Origin of the sequence: Xanthomarina spongicola (assembly GCF_003148645.1) — a bacterium.
GTDB lineage: Bacteria > Bacteroidota > Bacteroidia > Flavobacteriales > Flavobacteriaceae > Xanthomarina > Xanthomarina spongicola.
This window is the reverse complement of sequence record NZ_QGGP01000004.1, coordinates 35,489-55,576: the sequence shown is the minus strand read 5'-3', so window position 1 is coordinate 55,576 and position 20,088 is coordinate 35,489. Positions and strand designations below refer to the sequence as shown.

The 20,088-nt window shown below is 30.3% G+C and carries 22 protein-coding genes; 14 read left to right on the top strand and 8 right to left on the bottom strand.

The genetic code is table 11. The features are described from left to right. Positions 1-40: 40 nt before the first annotated feature. The 6 genes from corA to LX78_RS09030 all read right to left on the bottom strand — a co-directional run bounded on the left by corA (position 41) and on the right by LX78_RS09030 (position 4,587). Positions 41-1,108, bottom strand: coding sequence for a magnesium/cobalt transporter CorA (corA, locus tag LX78_RS09055; RefSeq protein WP_109682348.1), 1,068 nt, complete (start codon positions 1,106-1,108; stop codon positions 41-43). A 34-nt stretch (positions 1,109-1,142) separates the two neighbouring features. Continuing rightward, entirely contained in the window at positions 1,143-1,673 is a 531-nt protein-coding gene (locus tag LX78_RS09050; protein ID WP_109682347.1) for a mechanosensitive ion channel domain-containing protein, read from the bottom strand. A 71-nt stretch (positions 1,674-1,744) separates the two neighbouring features. Continuing rightward, entirely contained in the window at positions 1,745-2,335 is a 591-nt protein-coding gene (locus tag LX78_RS09045) for a Maf-like protein (protein ID WP_109682346.1), read from the bottom strand. Then, positions 2,335-3,249: a geranylgeranylglycerol-phosphate geranylgeranyltransferase gene (locus tag LX78_RS09040; protein WP_109682345.1), complete on the bottom strand. Its 915-nt coding sequence runs from the start codon at positions 3,247-3,249 to the stop codon at positions 2,335-2,337. The genes LX78_RS09045 and LX78_RS09040 overlap by 1 nt, the downstream gene beginning before the upstream one ends. A 59-nt stretch (positions 3,250-3,308) precedes the next feature. Beyond that, positions 3,309-3,839: a KdsC family phosphatase gene (locus LX78_RS09035; protein ID WP_109682344.1), complete on the bottom strand. Its 531-nt coding sequence runs from the start codon at positions 3,837-3,839 to the stop codon at positions 3,309-3,311. Continuing rightward, on the bottom strand, positions 3,829-4,587 hold the full coding sequence (locus LX78_RS09030) for a Rossmann-like and DUF2520 domain-containing protein (protein ID WP_109682343.1): 759 nt from the start codon (positions 4,585-4,587) through the stop codon (positions 3,829-3,831). The genes LX78_RS09035 and LX78_RS09030 overlap by 11 nt, the downstream gene beginning before the upstream one ends. Positions 4,588-4,710: 123 nt before the next feature. On the opposite strand from LX78_RS09030, the gene LX78_RS09025 reads away from it, so the two are divergent. Beyond that, positions 4,711-5,118 (top strand): group III truncated hemoglobin, encoded by a 408-nt coding sequence (locus tag LX78_RS09025; RefSeq protein WP_109682342.1) that lies wholly within the window; start codon positions 4,711-4,713, stop codon positions 5,116-5,118. 76 nt (positions 5,119-5,194) lie between these two features. Continuing rightward, complete coding sequence (ccsA, locus tag LX78_RS09020; RefSeq protein ID WP_109682341.1) at positions 5,195-8,386, top strand: cytochrome c biogenesis protein CcsA; 3,192 nt, start codon at positions 5,195-5,197, stop codon at positions 8,384-8,386. A 67-nt stretch (positions 8,387-8,453) separates the two neighbouring features. On the opposite strand, the gene LX78_RS09015 is transcribed toward ccsA, so the two are convergent. Beyond that, positions 8,454-8,825, bottom strand: coding sequence for a hypothetical protein (locus LX78_RS09015; protein WP_109682340.1), 372 nt, complete (start codon positions 8,823-8,825; stop codon positions 8,454-8,456). A gap of 182 nt (positions 8,826-9,007) precedes the next feature. Here LX78_RS09015 and LX78_RS09010 point away from each other — a divergent pair, with 182 nt between their 5' ends. The 8 genes from LX78_RS09010 (at position 9,008) to LX78_RS14830 (ending at position 14,617) form a co-directional block, all read left to right on the top strand. After that, the gene (locus tag LX78_RS09010; protein ID WP_109682339.1) at positions 9,008-9,640 is read left to right on the top strand and encodes a Crp/Fnr family transcriptional regulator; all 633 of its coding nucleotides are present in this window, start codon (positions 9,008-9,010) and stop codon (positions 9,638-9,640) included. A gap of 3 nt (positions 9,641-9,643) precedes the next feature. Next, positions 9,644-10,444 carry a sulfite exporter TauE/SafE family protein gene (locus tag LX78_RS09005; RefSeq protein WP_109682338.1) on the top strand — a complete coding sequence of 267 codons (801 nt, stop codon included), beginning with the start codon at positions 9,644-9,646 and terminating at the stop codon, positions 10,442-10,444. Positions 10,445-10,522: 78 nt separating this feature from the next. Further along, positions 10,523-11,938 carry an MBL fold metallo-hydrolase gene (locus tag LX78_RS09000; RefSeq protein ID WP_109682337.1) on the top strand — a complete coding sequence of 472 codons (1,416 nt, stop codon included), beginning with the start codon at positions 10,523-10,525 and terminating at the stop codon, positions 11,936-11,938. 131 nt (positions 11,939-12,069) lie between these two features. Beyond that, positions 12,070-12,441, top strand: coding sequence for a rhodanese-like domain-containing protein (locus LX78_RS08995; RefSeq protein ID WP_109682336.1), 372 nt, complete (start codon positions 12,070-12,072; stop codon positions 12,439-12,441). Positions 12,442-12,657: 216 nt separating this feature from the next. Next, positions 12,658-12,924: a heavy-metal-associated domain-containing protein gene (locus LX78_RS08990; RefSeq protein WP_109682335.1), complete on the top strand. Its 267-nt coding sequence runs from the start codon at positions 12,658-12,660 to the stop codon at positions 12,922-12,924. 3 nt (positions 12,925-12,927) lie between these two features. Then, positions 12,928-13,953, top strand: a complete 1,026-nt coding sequence (locus LX78_RS08985; protein ID WP_109682334.1) for a c-type heme family protein — start codon at positions 12,928-12,930, stop codon at positions 13,951-13,953. Between the two features lies 1 nt (position 13,954). Beyond that, positions 13,955-14,251, top strand: a complete 297-nt coding sequence (trxA, locus tag LX78_RS08980; protein ID WP_109682333.1) for a thioredoxin — start codon at positions 13,955-13,957, stop codon at positions 14,249-14,251. A 213-nt stretch (positions 14,252-14,464) separates the two neighbouring features. Further along, positions 14,465-14,617: a hypothetical protein gene (locus LX78_RS14830; protein WP_170109829.1), complete on the top strand. Its 153-nt coding sequence runs from the start codon at positions 14,465-14,467 to the stop codon at positions 14,615-14,617. 16 nt (positions 14,618-14,633) lie between these two features. Here LX78_RS14830 and LX78_RS08975 read toward each other — a convergent pair whose 3' ends face one another. After that, positions 14,634-15,632 (bottom strand): metal-dependent hydrolase, encoded by a 999-nt coding sequence (locus LX78_RS08975; RefSeq protein WP_109682332.1) that lies wholly within the window; start codon positions 15,630-15,632, stop codon positions 14,634-14,636. A 240-nt stretch (positions 15,633-15,872) separates the two neighbouring features. Between LX78_RS08975 and LX78_RS08970 the strand changes: the two genes are divergently transcribed. From LX78_RS08970 to LX78_RS08960, 4 genes are all read left to right on the top strand, one after another. After that, complete coding sequence (locus LX78_RS08970; RefSeq protein WP_109682331.1) at positions 15,873-16,457, top strand: methyltransferase domain-containing protein; 585 nt, start codon at positions 15,873-15,875, stop codon at positions 16,455-16,457. Between the two features lie 216 nt (positions 16,458-16,673). Further along, positions 16,674-18,131, top strand: coding sequence for an NAD(P)/FAD-dependent oxidoreductase (locus LX78_RS08965; RefSeq protein WP_109682330.1), 1,458 nt, complete (start codon positions 16,674-16,676; stop codon positions 18,129-18,131). A 314-nt stretch (positions 18,132-18,445) separates the two neighbouring features. Next, positions 18,446-18,583 (top strand): hypothetical protein, encoded by a 138-nt coding sequence (locus LX78_RS14825; protein ID WP_170109828.1) that lies wholly within the window; start codon positions 18,446-18,448, stop codon positions 18,581-18,583. 137 nt (positions 18,584-18,720) lie between these two features. Continuing rightward, the gene (locus LX78_RS08960) at positions 18,721-20,028 is read left to right on the top strand and encodes a TolC family protein (RefSeq protein ID WP_109682329.1); all 1,308 of its coding nucleotides are present in this window, start codon (positions 18,721-18,723) and stop codon (positions 20,026-20,028) included. Positions 20,029-20,088: the final 60 nt, after the last annotated feature.

Here is a 20,088-nt window from a genome sequence, read left to right as displayed (position 1 = left end):
GCATCGAGGCTGGTTTTAATGTTTCTTTAACTTTAAAAAGTTATAACCATTTCTTTCTCTTAAAATAATAAATCATCCCAAGGAAAATAACAATCATAATAGCCCAAAGTATAAAATAACTGTATTTATAGTTTAACTCAGGCATATTGTCGAAGTTCATACCATAAATACCAGCTATAAATGTAAGAGGGATAAAAATAGTTGCCATAATGGTTAGTACTTTCATGACTTCGTTCATTTTATTACTAATAGTTGTCATATACATGTCCATTAAACTCCATATCATTTCTCTATAAATATCAATAGAATCGGATAATTGAATAATATGGTCGTAAATATCTTTATAATACTGAATGGTTTTTTTATCTATTAAAACATGTTCATTTTTTTCAATACGACTTATTATTTCACGAATAGGAAAGATAGAACGCCGTATTTTTAAAACTTCTTTTTTAAGGTTTAAAATTTGTAGGCTTAAATCTTCTTTAATTTGACCATGGAATAAAAGATCTTCAAGATCTTCAATTTTATTTCCCATTGTTTCGCTAACTATGTAGTAATGGTCAACAATGGCATCAATTAATGCATAAAGTAAATAATCTGACCCAAGTGTTCTAATTCTACCATTTGCTAAACGAAGACGCTCTCTAACATTATCGAAAACATCTCCTTCAATTTCTTGAAAAGTAAGCACATAATTAGATCCTAATACGAGACTTATTTGTTCAATTTTTATGTCTTCATTTTCATCGTAATAAAGCATTTTTAAAACCACAAATATATAATCGTCGTAAACATCAATTTTTGGTCTTTGAGACGTGTTGGCAATATCTGCAATAATTAGAGGATGTAGGTTGTAGTGTTTTCCAATCTTTTCAATGTCTTGTATATGGTTTAACCCATTAATGTTTATCCAAGTATTGGATTTGGTTTGTTTGAAACTAAAAGTGTCTTCTATAGATTTTAGTTCTAATTCGTTAATAGAATCTGAACTATAGTCAAAAGCATCAATAAAAAGTTTTTCGGTAGGGTTTTCTCCAGTATAAACAATTGAACTTGGAGACTGCTTAATGTGCTTTTTGTATTTACTTGTTCTTTTCTTGCCCATGAAATAAAAATAATACTATAAATATATACAATATTTATATAGCATCAGAGCCTTCGTCAATGGCATCTTTTTTAATAAGTGTCACTGCTTTTTGTAGAATTAAATTATTAGGGTAGGTTACTAAGTCTCCATTGTCTAATCTTAAGTGTAGATGGAAGGCTCTAATATCTTCAATAATGGCTTCTATTGGAAAATCTTTATCGTGGATTTGTATTTTATCTCCTACTTTGTATGGAAATGAAAAAAACATTATAACACCAGAAGTAATGTTGCTTAATATGGACCAGATAGCAAATAATGCGATACCAAGAACAGCAAATACAGATGAGAATAATAGTGCTAAATCTTTTAACTGAGCACCAAAAATAAAAGTTTCAACTAATAGGGTTATTAAAACTAGAGTAACTGTTGTGTATCTACTTATTAATCGAATTCGAGCATCGTTTATATTAGTAGCTCTACCTAATTTATAAATAAGTTTTTTTAAAATTAATCTTGTAATTAATATGAATATTATAAGAACAACACTAATTATTAACTCTGTTTTGTAAGTTTCGAAAAACATTGTTTTTATTTAAAAATTAATAATGCAAAGATATAATAGAAATATATAGTTATAGTTAGTTTGTATTATATTTAAGAAGGAATTAAGCTATTTAAGGAATTGTAAACTAAGTGAGTTGGTAAGCCAACTACATTAAAGTATGAACCTTCAATTTTTGTTATTCCTATTTGTCCAATCCATTCTTGAATACCATAAGCTCCAGCTTTATCGAAAGGTTTGCAAGTATCAATGTAGTATTGTATTTCTTCATCTTCAAGTTTTTTGAAGGTTACATTTGTAATTGCATTTATAGTTTTCTGAAGCGTTTTAGTTGTAAAACATACAGAAGTAATAACTTGGTGAGTTGCGTTACTTAAAGATTTTATCATAGTAAATGCATCTAGCTCATTTATGGGTTTGCCAAGCGCTTTGTTGTTATGCCATACAATAGTATCACTAGTAATTAAAATCTCGTTATCCTTTAGTTCTTCTTTAAAAGGTAGTGCCTTAAGTTGTGCTAGATAATCACTTATTTCGAAATGGGTTAACCGATTTGGGTATTCTTCTTTTACTGGCTTTAATCGAACTTCAAAATCAATACCTAATTCTTTAAAAAACTGTTGTCTTCTAGGAGAACCTGAAGCTAAAATAATATGATATTGTTTTAGTTTTTCGTTTAACATTATTCAAGCAAAATGTATTTGTAAAGTATTAAAGACAATAAGCCAAAAAGCATCACTAATTTAAGCATATTGCTAATAAAATGAAATTCTTTTTTTGTTTCAGCTGAATAAGATTTTATTATAATATATAGAAGAGGAGCAATTATAAACAGTAAAAAATAACCAACTAAAAAAAGTTGTTTATACAAGTTTATAACGACATAATATACAACACCAAATAAAGGAATTAACAATAGAATAAAAACTATTTTTGAAGCTCTTTCTCTGCCAATAGCTATTGGTAAGGTGTTCATGCCAGCTTTATAATCGCCATCAATGTCTTCAATATCTTTAACAATTTCCCTTATAAAATTAATAACAAATGCAAAGATGGCATAGTCTAGAATAATTTTAAAAAAGGTTATTTGTGTTTCTTGATTCTGAGGTGTAATTACAGGAAGTAATTCAAATAAACCAACAATTATTATACTTAAAGAAACTAAAAGAGATACAACTATATTACCTATTATAAGTATTTGTTTTAAATAAGAAGCATAGACGTATAGCAATGCAGAAATAATTACAAATAAGGTAAAGAATCCACTTTTACCAACTAAATGAGATAAGTAAAAACCTAAAGCGACACCAATAACATTAAAACTAATAAATAAGGTGTTTGCCATTTTCTCTGAAATGGTTTTTCCAACAATAACTTTATTTGGCTTATTTACTGAATCAGTTTCAATATCGTAAATATCGTTAATAATATAACCAGCAGCTGCTAAACAAATGGTGGCTATCACTAATAAAGAAAAGCCAAATAAGTTTAAAGTAATAGTAACACCAAAAGGTTCTAAAAGCGCATACTTTATTAAGAATTGCACTAAAGCAATCATAATTAAATTCTTCCAACGAATAAGATTTAAAAAGTTCAAATGATGGTAATTAATTGGTTATAAAAAATTGAAAATATCTACCGAGAATAATTTTGAAATCAGTCGTATTTAGCATCAAAGCTACCATTCCATTTGCCTTGTACTTTTAATACTTGTTCAATAACATCTCTAACAGCACCTTTTCCACCATTTTTATGAGACACATATTTTGAAATGGCTTTAATTTCTGGTACTGCATCTTGAGGACAACAAGGCAATCCAACCAACTTCATAACTGGAAAATCTGGAATATCGTCTCCCATATATAACACATTTTTAATACTTATTTGATGTTTCTTCAAATAGTCGTTTAACTGTTCTATTTTATTGTGAGCTCCTAAATAAATATCTGTTAAACCTAATCCTTCTAATCTTTTCCTAACACCTTCGTTAGTACCTCCAGAAATAACACATACATGGAACCCTTTATCAACAGAAGTTTTTAAAGCATAACCATCTTTAATATTCATAGTTCTTAGCATCTCTCCAGAAGTAGTTACTGTTATGGTTCCATCGGTTAAAACACCATCAACATCAAATATGAAGGTGGTTATGTGTTCTAAATATTCTTTATAGCTTTTATCTTCCATGGGTTTTCTTTATTGATTCAGTTAAAAGTGTATAAACAGCTTTATGATGCTCACTTTCTAACTGTTTTAAATGTCTTTTTATTGTTTTTTTGTCGTTGCGTTTTGCTGGACCAGTTTGTGCCAAATATGGAGACAAATGTTGTACTTTATTTGCAGTTTCTAAAATTAAGGGTTTTAAAATATCGAATTCTACACCTTCAGATTCTGTTATTTCATGTGCAATTCTGTACAATTGATTCGTAAAATTATTCACAAAAACAGCTGCTAGATGTAAAGCTTTTCTTTGATCTGGATTTACTTTATAAACCTTACTTCCTATAGCTTCTGCTAAAGACTGTAAAAGAGGTAAATTCTTTTTACCAATAGTTTCAATACAAATAGGAACTTTTTTAAAATCTACTTTAGCTTCTTTTGAAAACGTTTGTAGTGGATAAAAAACACCACGTTTATTTTTTTTGTCTAAGTCGTATATGCTAACACTTCCAGATGTATGTACAACCAAACGGTCTTTAAAAGGTAATTGCTCTGAAACTGATGCGATAGCATCATCACTAACAGCAATAATATAAATGTCTGCCAATTCAAGTTCCGATAATTGGTCTGTAATAGCAACAGCATTCTTATAAGATTTAATTTTATTTAAATCTCTGCTATACCATTGAACAACAGACACCTGTTCTGATTTTTTGAAAACTTTATAAAGATGTGTGGCCACATTTCCAGCGCCAATAATACTTACTGAAATCATGCAACTAAAATAAGAATTTGAATCATATATAGACAAAGATAAGTTTTACATTTTTGTAAGTAGCATTTTTAATGACTAACAAAGTGTTATTTTATATCTTAATAATGATGTTATCTTTGTAATATGATGAAAAAAGATATTGAAACACGAGAAGATGTAAATTTAGTAGTATCTACATTTTATGGTAAAGTTAGAAAAGATGATTTTTTAGGACCATTTTTTAATCGTGTAATAACAGATTGGCCAGCGCATATAGATAGACTTACTACCTTTTGGGAAACCAGTTTATTTATAACCAGAAAATTAGAAAATAAATACTATGGTAATCCTTTAGAAGTTCATGTACAAGTAGACCAGGAAAATAACCAAAGTATTACCCAAGAGCATTTTGGAAACTGGTTAAACCTTTGGTTTGAAACTATCGATGAACTTTTTGAAGGTGAATATGCTTCAAAGGCCAAACAAAAAGCACGTAAAATGAGTACTTTTTTATACCTAAATATTTTTCAAGCAAGACAAAACAAGCAATAAAGTTTAGCATTTTTAACACGACTAAATAAACTAAATACCTTAAATTTGCACGACCAAATTTAAGAGTCTCAATATCATGCAAAATAAACTCGCAAAATTTCTATTTTCTACCAGATTAACATCCGTTTTATTTATTGTTTTTGCTGTTTCAATGGCAATAGGAACATTTCTAGATGCTGGTCAAGATACGTCTCCAACGCCTTATACCAGAAATCTCATATACAACACATGGTGGTTTGAGGCTATTATGGTTGTTTTTATGATTAATTTTATTGGTAACATTCCAAAGTATAGATTATGGCGAAAAGAGAAATGGGCAACCTTGGTTATGCATTTAGCTTTTATCTTAATTATTCTTGGTGCAGGAATTACTAGATATATTAGTTTTGAAGGTATGATGGCTATTCGCGAAGGCGAAACAGAATCATCAATTTTATCTCATAAAACTTATATCACTGCTTATATTGACGGAGATTATGTGGTGAATGGGCAAGCACAACGTAAAATTATAGAACAGGAAGTAGATTTTTCGCATAGACTAAATAACAAGTTTTATTTATCTACAGATTATAACAAACAGGATGTCACTTTCGAGCTTGAAAAATTTATTGGTGGAGCAGAACAAGATGTTGTTCCAGATGAAACAGGAAAAGAATATTTAAAAATTGTTGAAGCAGGTGGAGCTGGTCCTCACAATCATTTTCTAGAAGCTGGTCAGGTACAAAGCATTCATAATATCTTATTTTCTTTAAATAAACAAGTTGAAGGAGCAGTAAATATTATATCTAATGAAGATGGCATAACTATTCAGTCTCCCTTTGATGGCGAGTATATGACTATGGCAACAGGAGCAACAGGAAAAGTCCTTAAAGATTCTATTCAGCCACTTATTTTGCGTTCTCGTTATGTTATTGGTAACATGCAAATGGTGTTCCCGAAACCTGTTGTAAAAGGAAAATTCGATATTGTAAAAAAATCTCAACTTTTAAAAGGAGACGAAGATGGTGTGGTTTTAAAAGTAACTTCTAATGGTGAAACTGAAAGAGTTAAATTGTTAGGTGGTCAAGGATTTAGTAAACCTTTTGAAGTAGTACAAGTAGGTGGATTGGATATAGCTGTTAAATATGGCTCGAAAATTATAGACTTACCTTTTAGTATAAAACTAAACGATTTTATAGCTGATAAATATCCAGGAACAGAAAAAAGTTATTCTGCATTTGCAAGTGAAGTGACTGTGGTTGATGAAAATGAAGGAGATTATAATTATCGTATTTACATGAATAACATACTTGATCATGGTGGCTTTAGATTCTTTCAAGCTGGTTTCGATCCAGATGAAAAAGGAACGAAACTTTCTGTTAATCACGATTTCTGGGGAACATGGGTAACATACATTGGTTATTTCTTATTATACTTTGGAATGTTAGCCATCTTATTTGATAAAAACACACGTTTTGCAGATTTAAAGCGTATGCTAAATAAAGTGAAAGACAAAAAAGCTAAAACACTTTTAGGTTTATTCTTATTTATTGGTATTCAAGGATTCTCTCAAGGCCATTCTCAAAGTGCAGGTCATGATATTGGAAGACCAAGCAAAGCACAAATAGATTCTGTTTTAAAAGCTAATATCACGCCAAAAGAACATGCAGATAAGTTTGGACATTTGGTTATTCAAGATATTGGAGGACGAATGATGCCTGTTAATACCTATGCGTCTGAAATGCTTCGTAAGTTGAGTAAACATGATACCTATGAAGAGTTTGACGCCAATCAAGTATTTCTTTCTATTCAAGAAAGCCCATTACTTTGGTATAATGTACCAGTTATTTATTTAAAGTCTCAAAAAGCAGATTCTATCCGTAAGTTAATTGGAGTTGGTAAAGACGAAGAATATGTGTCTTTAGTTAATTTCTTTACAGAAGATGGCGCATATAAATTAGCTCCATATTTGGAAGAAGCTTATAAAGCTCAAATCCCAAATGGCTTTCAAAAAGAGTTTAAAGAAACAGATCAACGTGTCAATCTATTATACAACACTATAGAAGGTTATGCCTTAAGAATATTTCCTATTCCAGACGATTATAACAATAAATGGATTTCTTCAATAGAATTTAGAAGAGATAATTATCGTGAGCAGATTAAAGATTCACTTTATGGAAACTTTATTAATAATGGGTTTAGTGCTTATCTAATAACCTTAAATGCAGCTAAGCAATCTGGAGATTTTTCTAAAGCAAACGAATTACTAGAATCTTTTAGTAAAACACAACATAAGTTTGGTGGTTCAGTTATGCTTTCAGATAAAAAGATTCATACAGAAATTGTATATAATAAATACGATATTTTTAAGAGGCTCTTTAGTTGGTATATGTATGCTGCAGCTCTTTTATTTACTTTATTAATTATTCAGATATTTAAAGATAGAAGCAAAGCTCTAAACGTAACAGTTAAAGTGTTTAAAGTTCTAATTGTAGCCTTCTTTGTATTACATACCTTAGGTTTAATTGCTCGTTGGTATATTTCGGGACATGCACCTTGGAGTGATGCTTACGAGTCAATGATTTATGTTGCTTGGGCAACCATGTTATTTGGTTTAATATTTGGAAGAAAAAGCGATTTAACAATAGCAGCAACAGCATTTGTAACATCCATGATTTTAATGGTAGCACATTGGAGCTGGATGGATCCATCTATTGCTAACTTACAACCTGTTTTAGATAGTTATTGGTTAATGATTCATGTATCGATAATTGTGGGAAGTTATGGTCCTTTTACTCTAGGAATGATTTTAGGTGTTGTGTCTTTATTATTAATGATTTTTACTAATGAAGAGAATAAAACTAAAATGAAGTTGAACATCCAAGAGTTAACCATTATTAACGAAATGGCTTTAACTGTTGGTTTGGTTATGCTTACCATAGGGAATTTTCTTGGTGGTATGTGGGCAAACGAAAGTTGGGGAAGATATTGGGGTTGGGATCCAAAAGAAACTTGGGCTTTAATAAGCATCATGATATATGCTTTTGTATTACATATGAGATTAGTTCCAGGACTTCGTGGACGTTTTGGTTTTAACCTTGCATCTATTATAGCTTTTTCTAGTATAATGATGACTTACTTTGGAGTTAACTTCTACTTGGCTGGACTACATAGCTATGCTAGTGGAGACCAGATAGTAAGCGTGAAATTTATTGCAATTGCATTTGGAATTGTTGGTGTATTAGCATTGTTTGCTTATAGGAAGTATGCTAAATATTATAAAAAATAACAAAACAATATGATACTAAAAAAAGACTGCAATTTGCAGTCTTTTTTGTTTAAGTTAATAAGAGGTTTTAAAGTTTTATTGGATCCTTATCTAAATTTAAATCGTCAAGCATATCTTGAGTAAATTTATAATGACCACGACGAGTAATAATTTTAAATCTATCGTCTTTCATTCTGGTTAGTACATCTAAAAAACGCCATTTTGATTTTAATAATTTTGGTTCTTCAGATTTTAAACCAATTTCAAAATAATGTTTTCTACCACCTTTTTCTGCAACTATATCTGGTGTTATAGATATATCACTACCTCTTTTTAAATAAGATTTTGGTGTTTCGTAGCCTTCAATATCAGCTTTAATGTTGTCATATCCAGATTTTTCTAAATATGCTAATGATTCTTTTAAAAATGTGTTGTTTTCTATTTTATCCTGTGCTATCATGCCATAAATATATAACAATTAAATGAGATATATGGTTAAACACTTGTTAAATCGATTTTTAATAATTCATTTTCAACAAGTTATGTAAATGAATTATGGGTTTAACTTAATTTAACTAATATCCAATTCATTTTAATTCTTAAGATGTAAATTTGTAGAATGACACTTTATAACAACCAAAAATGAATGATAAGCTAAAAGATAATTATGGTTATTTGTTTGAAGAAGAGCTTCTTCATGAAATAAATAAGGTTGGAATTTTTAAAGAAATTCCAGAAGGTACAAAGCTTATAGAGATAGGCGATTATATTAAATCGATGCCTTTACTCGTAAGTGGAGCTGTTAAAATTTTACGAGAAGATGAAAATGGCGATGAATTGATTTTATACTTTATAGAAAGAGGAGATACATGTGCTATGACGCTTTCTTGCTGTATGGGACAAAAGAAAAGTGAAATTAGAGCTATTGCTGAAACTGACACTTCCATCATTATGATTCCGGTTGAGCATATGAGTTTATGGATGAGTAAATATAAAAGTTGGCAAAATTTTATTTTGCAAAGCTATAACGAAAGAATGACAGAATTACTTGAAGCTATAGATACTATTGCGTTTCTAAAAATGGACGAACGCCTTCTAAAATATTTAAGAGACAAGGCCATGGTAAATCATAACGATGAAATTTATGTTACGCATCAGGAAGTAGCTAACGATATGCATACTTCAAGAGTAGTTATTTCTAGAATATTAAAAGCTTTAGAGAAGAATAATAAAATAAAAATTAATAGAAATAGAATAACACTATTAGATCTCTAGTACATGGACTTAAATATAATCCTTGGATATTTTGGAGCACTCGTTATTGGTGTGGTTCTGGGTTTAATTGGTGGAGGTGGTTCAATTCTAACTGTACCAGTTTTGGTGTATTTGTTTTATATAAATCCAGTAACTGCAACAGCATATTCTCTATTTATTGTTGGGTTCTCTTCATTAATTGGTGCTTTACAGAATATTAAAAAGGGTTTAGTTGATTTTAGAACCGCTCTTGTATTTGCATCTCCAGCGTTATTAGCAGTTTACGCTACAAGAAAATATTTAGTTCCAGCAATACCTCAAGAATTGTTTTCTGTTGGAGATTTTCTAGTAACAAAGAACATAGCTATCATGATGTTCTTTGCAATCATTATGTTATTAGCTTCCTTCTCTATGATTTTGAAGAAAAATGAAAATGATAATGAAGACAGAGAATTAAAATATAATTATCCATTAATAATCCTAGAAGGCATATTTGTAGGTGTTTTAACAGGAATTGTTGGAGCTGGAGGTGGATTTCTTATCATTCCAGCCTTAGTTTTATTAGCTAAATTGCCAATGAAAAAAGCTGTGGCAACCTCATTATTAATAATTGCAATAAAATCATTGATAGGATTTATTGGAGACGTTGAGAATTTAGAGATAGATTGGTTATTTTTATTTCGTTTTACTGTTATTTCTGTAATTGGAATTTATATTGGCACCTATTTTTCTAACTTTATAGAAGGGAAAAAATTAAAAAAAGGATTTGGTTGGTTTGTTCTCATTATGGGAATTTATATAATTTATAAAGAATTGAATCATTAAGAATTAATTGTAACTTATGTTACTACATAAAACGAATAACATACTTATTTTTGCAAAGTATATAAATAATAGAACAAAATGAAAATAGAACAGATTTATACAGGCTGTTTAGCACATGCAGCATATTATATTGAGAATAATGGAGAAGCAGCTATTATCGATCCTTTAAGAGAAGTTCAACCTTATATAAAAAGAGCAAAACTAGATGATGCTAAAATAAAATACATTTTCGAAACACATTTTCATGCAGATTTTGTTAGTGGTCATTTAGATTTAAAGAAAAAAACTGGAGCAGATATTGTCTTTGGTCCAACTGCAAAACCATCTTATGATGCTATTATTTCTGAAGATGGTCAAGTTTTTAATGTTGGTAACTACAAAATTAAAGCTATCCATACACCAGGACATACTATGGAAAGTACAACCTATTTGTTAATAGATGAGAATGGTAAAGAACATGGTATTGTTACAGGAGACACCTTGTTTATTGGCGATGTTGGTAGACCAGATTTAGCTCAGAAAATCGCGTCAGATTTAACACAAGAGAAACTTGCAGGATTCTTGTTCGATTCATTAAGAAATAAAATCATGCCTCTTGGCGATGATTTAATAGTCTATCCAAATCATGGAGCTGGTTCAGCTTGTGGTAAAAATATGAGTAAAGAAACTACAGATACACTTGGAAATCAAAAACAAGTTAATTATGCACTAAGAGCTGATATGACCAAAGAAGAATTCATTAATGAATTATTAGATGGTTTAGGTGAGCCTCCTGGATACTTTCCACAAAATGTAATGATGAATATTCAAGGTTATGAAAGTTTCGACACTATAAAGGAAAAATCACTAAACCCTTTATTACCAAAAGAGTTTGAAGCTGCTGCTAATGAAACAGAAGCTATAGTTTTAGATGTACGTCATCAAAGAGATTATGTAAACGGACACATTCCACGTTCTATCTTTATTGGTATCGATGGTGGTTTTGCTCCTTGGGTAGGTGCTTTAATTGTAGATATAAAACAACCTATTTTATTAGTAGCTCCAAAAGGAAGAGAAGATGAAGTTATTACTAGACTTTCTCGAGTAGGTTTCGATAATGTGGTGGGTTATCTAGATGGAAGTTTTGAAGCTTGGAAAGAAAATGGCTTAGAATGTGATACTTTAGAATCCATTTCTGCTGAAGAATTTAAAAATCGATATTCAGATGTAAAAGATGTAGTATTCGATGTTAGAAAAGAAGGCGAGTATACAGCAGAACACATTGAAAATGCACATTTTACACCTTTAGATACTTTAAATAATTATTTAGCTGAATTTCCAGAAGACAAAACATTCTATGTGCATTGTGCAGGAGGTTACAGATCTGTAATTGCAGCATCCATTTTAAAAAGTAGAGGAGTTCATAATTTAGTAGATATTGCTGGTGGTTATGGAGCTATAAAAAACACTAACATTCCAACTACAGACTTTGTTTGTCCTACAACTTTGAAATAAAATTCAAAAAACATTTTAAAATTTTTAATATAAAGAGCGACTTAGTGTCGCTCTTTTTTTATGTAACTAATGTTACTAATAGAGTTGTAGAAAATGCTTAAATTTATATTTGTATAAAACCAAAAATCAAGATGAGAAAAATTCTAATTTTATTTGTTATAGCAGCTTCAGTTTTTAGTGTAAATGCACAAGAGAAAGACGCTATTGTATTGCTAACTCCTACAGATTTTAAATCTCAAACAGAGAATAAAGACATTCAACTAATTGATGTTAGAACACCTGAAGAATTTCAGGAAATTTATATTGAAGAAGCTATAAATATTGATTTTTATTCAGAAGATTTTGAAGTAGAGTTCAATAAGCTAGACAAAGACCAGCCTGTTTATTTGTATTGTAGAAGTGGTTATAGAAGCAACCAGTCTGCATTAAAATTAGTAGAAATGGGCTTTACAGAAATATACGATTTAGAAGGTGGAATATTAAATTATAATAAAGAAAAATGAACCGAGCCATTGGCGAACACATTTTACCGAAATATAAAATAGAAAAGAAAAATGAACCGAGCCATTGGCGAACACATTTTACCGAAATATAAAATAGAAAAGAAAAATGAACCGAGCCATTGGCGAACACATTTTACCGAAATATAAAATAGAAAAGAAAAATGAACCGAGCCATTGGCGAACACATTTTACCGAAATATAAAATAGAAAAGAAAAATGAAAACCTCAATTATAGTACAAAACTTAAAATGTGGTGGTTGTGCAAATACCATTACTTCTAAATTATCAGAGATTGAAAATATTTCAGATGTAGCTGTTGATGTGGATGAAAGCAAAATTTCGTTCACTTACATAAATGAAACAGATGCTTTATTAGTAAAAGAATTGTTAGGTAAAATTGGCTATCCATCTATTGAAGATGAAAATACTATAATACAGAAAACAAAATCTTATATAAGTTGTGCTACTGGAAAATTTAAATAAATTATGAAGACAAACTTAATTATATTCATACTATCTATTTTTTTGATTACTAGTTGTAATCAAACAAAAAAGGGAGAATATGCAGCTACAAATGAAGCTACAATCACTAGCAATAATCAAGAACATCCAGGAAAAAAACTCATGGAAACCAATTGTTATCTTTGCCATAGCCCAACTGCTACTATGGAAGATAGAATTGGACCTCCAATGATAGCTATTAAAAAACATTACATTTCAGATAATATAACTAAGGAAGAGTTTATTGCTGATATCCAAAAATGGATACTAAATCCTAATGAAGCAGATGCAAAAATGGTTGGAGCTGTTAAGAAATTTGGTGTTATGCCTAAAACACCATATCCAGAAGAAACCATTAATCAAATTGCAGATTACATGTTCAATAATGACATTGAGCAACCAGAATGGTTTGAAGATCATTTTAACGAAGAACGAGGAATGGGCAAAGGTAAAGGCAAAGGAAAAGGTATGAGGAATGGTAAAGGCATGCAAAATAAACAAGCATCAGTTGACGATCAAGATTTAACTTATGAAGAACGAGGCTTAAAATATGCATTAGGAACAAAAGCAGAATTGGGTAAAAATTTAATGGGAACTATTCAGAAAAAAGGAACCTTAGCAGCAGTTGAATTTTGTAATGTAAAAGCCTATCCATTAACAGATAGCATGTCTGTAGTATATAATGCTAATATTAAGCGTGTTTCAGATAAACCTAGAAACCCAGAAAATCAAGCAAATTCAAAAGAATTACAACATATAAATACCTTTAAAAAGGTGATTTCAGATAAACAAGAACCAAAAGCTATTTTGGAGGAAACAGATGGAGAAGTCACATTTTATTATCCAATTACAACTAATTCTATGTGTTTACAATGTCATGGAACACCAAATAAAGAGTTGGATATGGAAGCCTATAAAACTATTAAAGCTTTATATCCAAAGGATATGGCAATAGGTTACGATGTAAATGAAGTTAGAGGTATTTGGCGAGTAAATTTTAATAAAGAGTAAGATGAGTAAATTTTCAGAAATAATTAATCAAGATAAACCAGTACTTATTGATTTTTATGCAGAATGGTGTGGACCTTGTAAAATGATGTCACCTATTCTAAAAGAGGTTAAAGACAGTTTAGGTGAAGCCGTTTCTATTTTAAAAATAGATGTCGATAAAAATCAGGCTTTAGCTGCAAAATATCAAGTTAAAGGTGTCCCAACATTATTGTTGTTTAAACAAGGAAAACAATTATGGAGACAGTCTGGAGTAGTACAAAAAGAAGATTTAATTAAAATAATAAAAAGTAATAATTAAATTATATAGAACCAAATAACAATTTGGTTTTTAAAGAAAACTGGCAATCTTATGCCAGTGATTTTTGGTTGGTTTGAGAAGGCGTTTTTAGAAATAAAAGCGCCTTTTTGTTACTAATTTAAAAAGTATATTATATTTACTGACTAAAATCATATTTAATATTAATAACAAATAATATTTTTACAAATAATTATAAAACTAAACTCTTCGATTATGATTTCTCAAAACCTTGCCTTGTATAATTGGAATAATGGCGTTATAATGATTGCTATTTTCGCTCTAGTTTGTATTGTCTTAGTTGGAATACTTATAAACTTTATGATGGGAGGAAAAAAAGCAGATAATACAGAAGAGGAAGAAGTGTAATTTTGTAACTAATATCTTAATTTCCTTTTAAACGAGTCCAAAGATCATTTAAAAGCTGTTTGGCATCGTCACGATTTTTTATTGTTTCAGTAAATGTTACTTCTCCTAATTTATTGGTTTTAATTTCATATTGAAATGTAAAATTATCAGCTTTTGGTTTTAAACTTAACAAGCCAAAACGCAAATCGTTATAGAATAGTCTATTTTCTTTTTCAGTAATACTATACCAGCCTTTAGAAATATCAATCATTCGTTGCACATTTTCTTCATGTATTAAATCTCCTAGCAACTCATGATTTTTTGGATAAGCCTCAAAATGAATAGGTTTTTCATCAAAAAAGGAATAATAACCAATAAGGTAATGGTCTTTGGTGTCTACATTAGCAGACCATAATATGGTATTTAATGGTGAAGGTTTTGTTTCAATTTCTAAATAATCAATCTGCTGGGTTTTCAATGCCATTTCAAATTGATTATAAGCCATTCCTTTTAAACCAAAGGTTAATAGGAGATAACTACTGCTAATTATTAAGCCCATATTATTATAAAACCGTCTTTTTGGAGCATCACGTTTTTGGAATGCAGTCAATATTAAAAACACCATAAAAGGGAAGGTGTAAAGTGGGTCTATTACAAAAATGGTTTTAAAAGCAAGTCTATAATCCATTGGCCAAAAGAACTGTGTTCCCCAGGTGGTATGAGCGTCTAAAACAGAATGTGTTATAAAGGCCCAGAAAAATAACCAAGCCCAATCTTTATAATCTTTATAGGTTTCGTATCTAGATACAAGCCAACCAAAAATAGGAGCAAATAACATAGAAAAGAATATGGAATGTGTAAAACCTCTATGTATTTCTAATGCAGAAACAGTATCTGTAAAATAAGAAGAAAAAATGTCCAAATCTGGAATAGTACCTGCAATAGCTCCATAAAGCATGGCTTTATTTCCAACTTTTCTTCCAAGAACAGCTTCTCCAACTGCAGCACCTAAAACAATTTGTGTTAATGAATCCATTTTGAAGTTTAAAGTATCTTAAGAAATTTGATGCAAACTAAACTATTTATATGCAACTTTAAAAGTGAATTCCTCTTAATTGTCATGAAAACATTTAATCCTATAATATGTGATATTTGTTACAAGCAGAAATAACAATAACTAATATTTTTGTTATTATTATAATAGATAACAACTTTGTAGACGGCAACTATACGTTTTACAAATGATAAGATTTTTAAAATATTAAAATTAGAAACAATGCTTTTAAACGAAAATTTTTGGGAAAATAAATACTTAACACAGAAAACAGGTTGGGATTTAGGTGAAATTTCTCCACCATTAAAAGCCTATATAGACCAATTAACAAATAAGGAATTAAAAATATTAATTCCAGGTGGAGGAAATTCGTATGAGGCTGCTTATCTTTTTAAAAAAGGATTTAAGAATGTTTTTGTTATTGATATATCTAAGGTTCCATTACAAAATTTACAAAAGAGAATTCCAGAATTTCCTTCAGAACAATTAATTCACGGCAATTTTTTTGATTTCGAAAATAGTTTTGATTTAATTTTAGAACAAACATTTTTTTGTGCTATAAATCCCAATTTAAGAGCGAAATATGCTATAAAAATGAAAGAGTTGCTTCTTGAAAAAGGAAAATTAGTTGGATTATTTTTTGATACAGAACTCAATAACGATCATCCACCATTTGGAGGCTCAAAAGAAGAATACCTTACTTATTTTACGCCTTATTTTAATATTCTTACTATGGAGAATTCATATAACTCTATTAAGAGTAGAGCTGGGGAAGAATTGTTTTTTATAATTCAGAAAAAGAAGTAGCCTATAAATACTTATAATAGTTACCATTTAGCAAGCTAAACAATATATACTTAAGCATTTTTTTTCTTATGTAACAAAAGTAGCTGTGTAACTAGTTTAAAAAAAATAATATTTACAAGACATTCAAGCATGCTATTTGTCAAATAATCAGTATGATAAATATCATTTGGTAAGATTTATTTTTAAACTAATTTCATAATCTTAAAACATAAAGAAATGGCTAAAGTTGTTGTATTAGGCGCAGGTATCTCAGGTCACGTTGCTGCATCTCATTTACGTAGAAAACTATCTAAAGAACATGAAGTACTAGTTGTTTCGCCAAACAGTAATTATCAATGGATACCTTCAAATATTTGGGTTGGTATTGGTAGAATGACATCGAAACAGATTCTCTTTCCTTTAGAACCATTATATAAAAAGAAAAACATTGGGTACAAACAAGCAAAGGCTGTAACCTTTCATCCTGAAGGTGATAAAACTGAAAACAAACCTTATGTTTTAGTCGAGTATGTTGTTGGCGATAAAAAGGGTCAACAAGAAAAAGTTACATACGATTATTTGATTAATGGCACAGGACCAAAACTTAATTTTGAAGGTACTGAAGGTTTAAACCCAGGAACCAACAAAGCTTATTCTGTTTGTACTTATACACATGCAGAACATGCTTGGGAGAATTTAGATGCTCTTATTCAAGAGATGAAAAATGGTAAAAAAGCCAAGATTCTTATTGGTACTGGTCATGCAAAATCTACCTGTCAAGGTGCTGCTTTCGAATACATTTTAAATGTTGAAAAAGAATTGCGTAAACATAAAGTGCGTGATATGGCTGAAATTACTTGGATTTCTAACGAATTCAGGCTTGGAGATTTTGGAATGGATGGCATGTTGTTGAGTTACGGAAGTATGACTATGAAGTCTCATGAAATGATAGAAATGATTTTTGAAGATAGAGACATTAAATGGATTCTTGGAGCAGGTGTCAATAAGGTTGAAGATGGCGTAGCACACTACGAAAATTTAGAAGGTGAATTTAAAAAAGAAACTTACGATTTTGCCATGCTAATTCCTGCGTTTTCAGGTCATGGCTTTAAAGCTTTTGATAAAAATAATAATGAAATAACAGAAAAACTCTTTAAAGGTTTCATGATTGTAGATGCAGATTATACGCCAAGACCTTATGAAGAATGGTCGGTTCAAGATTGGCCAGAAACCTATCAAAACCCTTCCTATAAAAATATTTTTGCACCAGGAATTGCTTTTGCGCCACCACATAGTATTTCTAAACCTAGAAAAAGTAAAAATGGAACAGATATAACTCCTGCGCCACCAAGAACAGGAATGCCATCTGGAATTACAGCTAAAATTGTAGCAGATAATATTATAGACACTATTAAAAGTGGTAAAGAATCTTTAAACCATAAAGGATCTATGGGAAATATGGGAGCTGCTTGTATTGCTTCAGCTGGTTATGGATTAACAAGTGGAAGTGGTGTAAGTATTACAACTTATCCTATTGTTCCAGATTATAATAAATATCCAAAAACTCATGGAAGACAACTAGGAAAAACCTTTGGCGAAATTGGCCTAGCAGGACATTGGTTAAAACTGATGCTACACTATGCCTTTATTTATAAAGCTAAAATGAAACCATTTTGGTGGTTACTTCCTGAATAGCGAATGCTATGAAGGAATAATCCTAACAAGGTTACTTCCTGAATAGCGAATGCTATGAAGGAATAATCCTAACAAGGTTACTTCCTGAATAGCGAATGCTATGAAGGAATAATCCTAACAAGGTTACTTCCTGAATAGCGAATGCTATGAAGGAATAATCCTAACAAGGTTACTTCCTGAATAGCGAATGCTATGAAGGAATAATCCTAACAAGGTTACTTTCTGAATAGCGAATGCTATGAAGGAATAATCCCAACAAGGTTGATTCCTGAGTAGAAACATATCAAAGTAGAAAAAACTTAAACATCAAAATAATGACACAACGTATCTCAAAATATCAACGTTTTAAAATGATGAATCCCATTATCCAGTTTTTCAAATTTATATACTTAAGCCTTAAAGTATTAATAATTGTTGCTGGAGGACATGGAGGAACAAGACAGGTAAACTGACAACCTTATTGTCAGTGATTTTTGGTTGGTTAGTAAAGGCATTCTTAGAAATAAGAGTGCCTTTCATTTTAGGTAACTTATGTTACTTTCCAACAGGTTTAATAAACTTAAATTTGCACTAATAAATATTATAATTAATGAAAAAACAGATTTACATATTTAGTTTATTAATTTCTTCGGTTGTAGTCCAAGCACAACAATTAGTGCCAATTACAAAAGCCGAAGTGTTAGCTAAGGTTTCAGAAGAAAATAGATCTATAAAAATTTCTGAACAGGAATATTTAGAAGCTAAAGCAGATTTTAACCAAACCAATGCTGTGTTTTTACCAAACATTACAGCATCGCATACTGGAATGGCTACAACCAATCCGTTAATGGCTTTTGGTTCTAAATTGAATCAGGAAATTTTAACACCTTCAGATTTTAATCCAGACCTTTTAAACAATCCTGGTCAAGTAGAAAATTTTGCAACTCGAATTGAAATTCAACAGCCATTAATTAATGTAGATGGTATGTACCAACGTAAAGCTGCAAAATCTAAAATGGAAGCACAGGCTTTGCAAATTGAGAGAACTTCAGATTATTATGCTTTTGAAGTTGAAAAGGCATATATGCAATTGCAATTGGCATACAAAGGAGTTGATGTGTTAGAAAAAGCATTAGAAACTGCAAACGAAAATAAAAGACTAGCAGACAATAGTTTTAAACAAGGATATCTTCAAAGAGCAGATGTGTTATCGGTTGAGGTTCGTGTAAACGAAGTTAAAAATCAATTACAGACTGCTAAAAGTAATGTTAAGAATGTTTCAAATTATTTATCCTTTTTAATGAGTGACACGAACGATGTTGTTTTCAAACCTTCAGATAGTTTAACAATAAGCACTTTTGGTTTGATGGAAACTGAAACTATTTCAGAAAATCGTTCAGATATCAAAGCCATGCAATTAGCAACAGATGCTTATGAAACGATGAATAAAGCTGATAATATGTCGTTTTTACCAAGACTTAATGCTTTTGGTAGCTATGAGCTTTACGACGATCAAATTTTTCAATTTGATGCTAGTGGTTACATTTTTGGAGCTCAATTAAGTTGGAATATTTTAGATGGAAGTAAACGTTTTGGCAAAGCTCAAAAAAGTAAAGCTGAATTTGAAAAATCGAAGCTGCAATACGAGCAATATGTATCTCAAAATCAACTTGAATTAAATAAGGCAAAACGCATGTTAACAGATGCTGAAAACAGACTGAATTTAACAAAACTTGCTTTAGAACAATCTGAAGAATCTTTGAGAATTAGAACGAATAGATATGAAGAAGGTTTAGAAAAAACAACCGATTTATTATTAGCTGAAACCCAATATTCACAAAAACAATTGGAATATTATCAAACCATTTTTGAATACAATTACGCACAAGCATATTTACAATATTTAACCAAGGAATAACCTCTCGACTGCGCTCGAGAAGACAAAATATAGTCAGGTTGAACGCAGTCGAAACCTCAT

Bases quoted from the DNA above. Each gene is read 5' to 3' on its own strand.
- LX78_RS08985 (WP_109682334.1), top strand. From the start codon at position 12,928: ATGAAGACAAACTTAATTATATTCATACTATCTATTTTTTTGATTACT.
- LX78_RS14830 (WP_170109829.1), top strand. From the start codon at position 14,465: ATGATTTCTCAAAACCTTGCCTTGTATAATTGGAATAATGGCGTTATA.
- ccsA (WP_109682341.1), top strand. From the start codon at position 5,195: ATGCAAAATAAACTCGCAAAATTTCTATTTTCTACCAGATTAACATCC.
- LX78_RS09050 (WP_109682347.1), bottom strand. From the start codon at position 1,673: ATGTTTTTCGAAACTTACAAAACAGAGTTAATAATTAGTGTTGTTCTT.
- LX78_RS09025 (WP_109682342.1), top strand. From the start codon at position 4,711: ATGATGAAAAAAGATATTGAAACACGAGAAGATGTAAATTTAGTAGTA.
- corA (WP_109682348.1), bottom strand. From the start codon at position 1,108: ATGGGCAAGAAAAGAACAAGTAAATACAAAAAGCACATTAAGCAGTCT.
- LX78_RS09030 (WP_109682343.1), bottom strand. From the start codon at position 4,587: ATGATTTCAGTAAGTATTATTGGCGCTGGAAATGTGGCCACACATCTT.
- LX78_RS08975 (WP_109682332.1), bottom strand. From the start codon at position 15,632: ATGGATTCATTAACACAAATTGTTTTAGGTGCTGCAGTTGGAGAAGCT.
- trxA (WP_109682333.1), top strand. From the start codon at position 13,955: ATGAGTAAATTTTCAGAAATAATTAATCAAGATAAACCAGTACTTATT.
- LX78_RS08960 (WP_109682329.1), top strand. From the start codon at position 18,721: ATGAAAAAACAGATTTACATATTTAGTTTATTAATTTCTTCGGTTGTA.
- LX78_RS08965 (WP_109682330.1), top strand. From the start codon at position 16,674: ATGGCTAAAGTTGTTGTATTAGGCGCAGGTATCTCAGGTCACGTTGCT.
- LX78_RS09010 (WP_109682339.1), top strand. From the start codon at position 9,008: ATGAATGATAAGCTAAAAGATAATTATGGTTATTTGTTTGAAGAAGAG.
- LX78_RS09000 (WP_109682337.1), top strand. From the start codon at position 10,523: ATGAAAATAGAACAGATTTATACAGGCTGTTTAGCACATGCAGCATAT.
- LX78_RS09015 (WP_109682340.1), bottom strand. From the start codon at position 8,825: ATGATAGCACAGGATAAAATAGAAAACAACACATTTTTAAAAGAATCA.
- LX78_RS09005 (WP_109682338.1), top strand. From the start codon at position 9,644: ATGGACTTAAATATAATCCTTGGATATTTTGGAGCACTCGTTATTGGT.
- LX78_RS09035 (WP_109682344.1), bottom strand. From the start codon at position 3,839: ATGGAAGATAAAAGCTATAAAGAATATTTAGAACACATAACCACCTTC.
- LX78_RS08995 (WP_109682336.1), top strand. From the start codon at position 12,070: ATGAGAAAAATTCTAATTTTATTTGTTATAGCAGCTTCAGTTTTTAGT.
- LX78_RS08990 (WP_109682335.1), top strand. From the start codon at position 12,658: ATGAAAACCTCAATTATAGTACAAAACTTAAAATGTGGTGGTTGTGCA.
- LX78_RS14825 (WP_170109828.1), top strand. From the start codon at position 18,446: ATGACACAACGTATCTCAAAATATCAACGTTTTAAAATGATGAATCCC.
- LX78_RS08970 (WP_109682331.1), top strand. From the start codon at position 15,873: ATGCTTTTAAACGAAAATTTTTGGGAAAATAAATACTTAACACAGAAA.
- LX78_RS09045 (WP_109682346.1), bottom strand. From the start codon at position 2,335: ATGTTAAACGAAAAACTAAAACAATATCATATTATTTTAGCTTCAGGT.